Source organism: Lewinella sp., assembly GCF_050633125.1.
Taxonomy (GTDB): Bacteria; Bacteroidota; Bacteroidia; order Chitinophagales; family Saprospiraceae; genus Lewinella.
Genome location: NZ_JBOEFX010000153.1, coordinates 1 through 4,629, shown reverse-complemented (window position 1 = coordinate 4,629; position 4,629 = coordinate 1). Strand labels below are relative to the sequence as shown.

5 protein-coding genes are annotated in these 4,629 nt (G+C 42.1%); all 5 read right to left on the bottom strand.

All coding sequences use genetic code 11. The features are described 5' to 3' along the window. Positions 1–366 precede the first annotated feature (366 nt). Complete coding sequence (locus ACRBG0_RS26230) at positions 367–1,401, bottom strand: alpha/beta fold hydrolase (protein ID WP_431489796.1); 1,035 nt, start codon at positions 1,399–1,401, stop codon at positions 367–369. A 28-nt stretch (positions 1,402–1,429) separates the two neighbouring features. Continuing rightward, a complete protein-coding gene (locus ACRBG0_RS26225; protein WP_431489795.1) occupies positions 1,430–2,131 on the bottom strand; it encodes a hypothetical protein in 702 nt (233 codons plus the stop codon). Positions 2,132–2,216: 85 nt separating this feature from the next. Next, complete coding sequence (locus ACRBG0_RS26220; RefSeq protein WP_431489794.1) at positions 2,217–3,344, bottom strand: helix-turn-helix domain-containing protein; 1,128 nt, start codon at positions 3,342–3,344, stop codon at positions 2,217–2,219. 160 nt (positions 3,345–3,504) lie between these two features. Further along, positions 3,505–4,191: a DUF6962 family protein gene (locus ACRBG0_RS26215; RefSeq protein WP_431489793.1), complete on the bottom strand. Its 687-nt coding sequence runs from the start codon at positions 4,189–4,191 to the stop codon at positions 3,505–3,507. A gap of 211 nt (positions 4,192–4,402) precedes the next feature. Beyond that, positions 4,403–4,629 (bottom strand): FAD-binding domain-containing protein (locus tag ACRBG0_RS26210; RefSeq protein ID WP_431489792.1); only part of this gene is annotated, 227 nt, incomplete at its 5' end.

Genomic DNA, 4,629 nt, shown 5'->3' with positions numbered 1-4,629 from the left:
CGTATGAAAAAGAGCTTACTAATAAACTTAGGTGAGTAAAATAGTGCACGCGCCCATCTTTGCCTAGGACGTACGTGCTCCGCTTCGCTACGCGCGTCGCCTAGGCTTGAGTTCTGCGCAATTGGGTACAGTCAACCCACATAGTTTACACTTCTCAACCCAGATGGTTTACACTTTTTCAGTACGTAACTTTGATAAAAAAAACAGAGTTATGGGCTGGAGAAGCACAAGTCCAATGGAAGAGAAACTTAAATTCATTAGAGCCTGGGAGTCGAGCGTTTATACCGTGAGCGCTTTATGTGAGGCCCACGGCATATCGAGGACAACTGGCAGCCCCTTCAACGTTTCTAAACTGAAATAATCACCTTATCGGTATTCATTAATAAACGCGATGACCTTTTCGGCAAAAAGATCAGGCTCAGATTCCAGCGGACTATGCCCAGAACGTTCAAAAATAAAAAGCTCTTTGTGAACAGAACCTAAGTGATCAAAAGCTTCTTGAGCAAACCTAGTAGGAACAACAAGGTCATGCTTACCCCAAAGAACCAATGAAGGTATGGTAATATTGGGTAGGTCGTCGGTGAATGACAGATCTCTCCAAAGGCCTTTTTGAGTTAGAATTAGACCTACCTCTCCATTATTTCTAGCAACAAATGTTATTTCTTCCCCATTCTCATCAACCTTCTGAGGTTTATTGATCACTAGGTCGTCGGCCAGTACCCCTTCCGATTCGTGTGCTTTGCCATTCATATTGCTACCATCCTCTTCATTGTAAATTGGATCTACATTTTGGATGAGTTCAAGAACACCTTCCCAATGAGGGATACTGTTCCCCAACGCAATTTGCTCATTAGCTTTTTCTAGTAAATCAAGCTGGTATTCATCGTATAAATCTTTAGGGCTATGCGCGCCAGCAATGTCGATCCACCCTAGGAAGTTTTCCTGCCCTTTCAGCAAGGTAGCCGGGCCAAGAGCACCTCCCCAGCTTGCGCCCATTAGAAAAAACTTGATGTCACTACCGTACCTAGTCCGTAAGACTTTTACTAGTGCCAGAACATCCTCTGCCATTGCGTCGATGTTCATGTCTTCTTCCGAATAGTTTCCTTGTGCATTTCCTGATCCTCGCTGATCAAAATAAACAACGGCGTTATTCTCTTCCACTTCAGTGATCATGGTGTTTATCCGAGCTTCTAGCCCCAGCCCACCAGGGCCACCATGCAGATAAATCAGAAATGTTTTATCAGAAGCGTTGCCGTGTACATGAGCGGGCATATCGGCCTGTTGATGTCTTAAGTAGATGGTTTCATTGAGGTTGTTAAGGTTGATCTCGTCTTTCGAACAAGAGAAAATATTTAGTAGTACAAATAAGGCAACTACTGTTTTAAGCTTTATAATATTCATTGTATATAAGGTTTCTTAGTTATTAAAATTAAAATCTACGCCCGAAGTGCAATGAGCGGATGTGTAACGTGGCCGCATTGTAGTTGGTCAGCACGGTGTACTGGAGGTTCAAGTACCAACCAGATCGTTTTGTCTCTTTACGGAATCGCCCTATTCCAATAGCCACAGATGGTGCATAGTAGCTTCTGCCAGGAAAGGAAATCTTCGTTACATCTTCACCTTCTACGTGGTAGGTTGTGGGTAGTACTGAACGGTAAAGGCCCAATGGGTTCAGCTCTACGAAAAAACCTCTGCTTTTAGTGTTGACCCTGCGAAGAATGAAGCCAGAATAGGCGAATATTCCATTCTGAGTTTGGGTAGCAAAATTAGTAGCGTAGCCCAGGCTTCCGTTTAGCAGCAGTTGGTGTCTAATCGTTTTTTCCTGCCCCCTTCTTTCTTTGGTTTTGATTTTCTCTTTCCAGAGGTATTCCGCACCGAGGTTGATACCTTGGTTGGAGGATATATTGCCAAAGTACCCCGCTTTAAAATCGGTTCTTTCTCGGAAAGAGGAACCTTCGGTTGCGTGTTGAGCCGAAAGTTTAACGGTAAGTAATAGTAGGATAACCGCAAGGTAGATTTTAGGTAAAGCTAAACGTAGTAAATAGTTTACGTCTAGTTTTTTCTGCCCTCGTTCTACAGTAATAAGAGAATAATGGATTGAAAATCTTAAAAGACTTTTCGTTAAATTCATGATTTCATTTGATTGTTTCTGTGGCAATAGTAGGCGAAATGCTATTGCCAAGAGTTCCGAAACCTTGAATTTCAATAAATCCGAACTACTTGTGTGTTTTTCGGTACACATTTGGAGTCATTCCCGTTAATTTTTTGAAAGCTGTGTAAAAAGTGGTTTTTGAGGAGAACCCTGCTTCTAGCCCTATTGCCAGTAAACTGTAGTTGCCAAACTCAGCGTCAGCGATCATTAATTTAACGGCTTCAACTCGGTAGCGATTAATATAGGTCGAGAAATTGTCCCCTGTAATGGTGTTGACGATTTGAGAAACATAGCCTGGACTTATCCCTAATGTTTCAGCTACTTGTAATCTGTCCAACGTACTGTCGAGGTAGATCCGTTCGTTGGTACAAAGCGCTTCTAATTTTTTGAAATATGAATTTTCGGCAGTTAAAGATGCTGTTCGTTTTTCATCACCTACCGAATCCTGTGGGGGCAAGGGGATGGCTGGTTTAACCGAACCTGACTTCCACTTCTTGACCAAAGCCCTGATTTCTTCCTGGTCTTTGGATAGCCTGAACTTAAAAACACCGACGTAGGTGATCCAGTGAATCAGAAAGACGGCACCTAGCGCAATTGTTCTTAGCACCGAAGCAAATTCGATGTAGGACAATAGGGATAAGACCACGGATGAGACATAGGAAGTCATGATGACAGAAACCCAGAACCAAAGCTGAGTTAGCCATCGTTTTTCTCGGCGGCCATCGGCGTACTTGATGAAGGTATAGGCGTATATTAAAACAGATGGAATGAATACAAGTATTAGCAGAAACAGAAGCCCTCCAGCCATATCGAAAAAAACTTGAATTATCGGGGAATCGATAACGGCATCCAGCCCACTATGGAAAATCCATAACAAATGTGGAACAAATAGCCACCACCTTTGGGGAGAGTTCCGAAACGGATGATCTACTTGATTGACGATAAACAGCAATATTAGCACAGGAAACAGCGCTCCCGAACTAAAAATGTCGATGATACGAAATGGTAAGCTTTGTTCATAAGATCCAGTGAGTTCTAAACCTAGGATAAGCAACGAAAAGGAAAGTCCAATTACGGCGTAGGCTAAGTATTTATTAGCGGCGCTCTTGAAAATGGGTGACCTCAGAATAATCACTCCCAACAAGATTCCCAGAAAAATAGCAATATTAAAAAGGGCTGATAGTAGTGACACTGTTGTGGGTTTTAAGTGAAGCAGTATAGGCAAGGTGTGTATGGATAATTTTCAAATACACGTAGTCGATTAATTTAACTCCTTTTATCAATTTGGTTAAAGACTATGACGGGAATAAAAAAGTCAATGCGCGGAAGAGACCTAACTGCTTTTTTCTCTTTCAAATGGCTTTATCTTGATTATTAGAATCAAAATTAAGCCCTCCATACATAAAAAAGATAGTGGTAATAATCATCAAGACATGCGCAAAATCGTGATGATTGAACCATTTACTTAACACTATTGGATAGTTGAAAATGACAGCAGCAATAGCCAAAACGCCTACGCCATACAGCATAAATAAGCTGCCTTTGTTGCCGGTTTTACGATAAGTATACAAATGAAAAGGGAAAATAACCGCCAATATCCCGTAGGCAAGGTGAATTTGAATAAACAAGAAGTTAAGGGTATAAGCGGCTACTATCATCAGGATTCCTAATTCAATAATGTTAGCTGCGAGGAAAAATTTAGCTAATCGAGGAGGTAAAAGACGCTGACTATGCTCTATGGAAGATCGCTCAATCAACATCACAGAAAACATGCTGATAAACCAACCTGGGATTTTCCATTCAGGTGATAATAAATACAAAAAGCCATGACCTATAAGGCCGCCAAACAACATAGCAATAGCCATGACGATGAAATATAACTTTAAAAAATGCAATGCATTTCCTTTTGTTTTGATATTACGCAAACGCCAATAAGCATAAAAACAAGCAAGTGCGACGAGAACATCCGTAGCGGTCGTAACTGGTTCTTGGATGCGAATGCCGAGGAGGTAAATATCCGGTTGGAGGAGTTCTTCCATTTTCCATGATAGGCATTTATCGTCCAATCTACAAATCAAATGATTAAATTCAAGGCAAATTCATGAATTTGAACTAGGGTGCCTTTGGAGATTCAACAACATCTCCCATATCGGTTAAATTCGTGAATTTACCCCAGCAGGCATCCCCCTTAAATGTCCTTATAATCCCTTACATGGTTCAAAAATCCTCGGGCGCCTTCGCGATTCAAAGCTACCCCTTCCCCCTATTTAGTCCTTCTTTGTAAGTGGCCAAACAACGCTCGCGGGCCATCTTGTGATCAACGATTGGCTCAGGATAATCAGCCGTACCATATTCCGGAACCCAACGCTTGATGTAAACCTTCTGCTTGTCGAATTTCTCCATCTGACTGGTAGGGTTGAAGATGCGAAAATAGGGCGCAGCATCCGTCCCGCAGCCGGCAGCCCACTGCCAGCCGC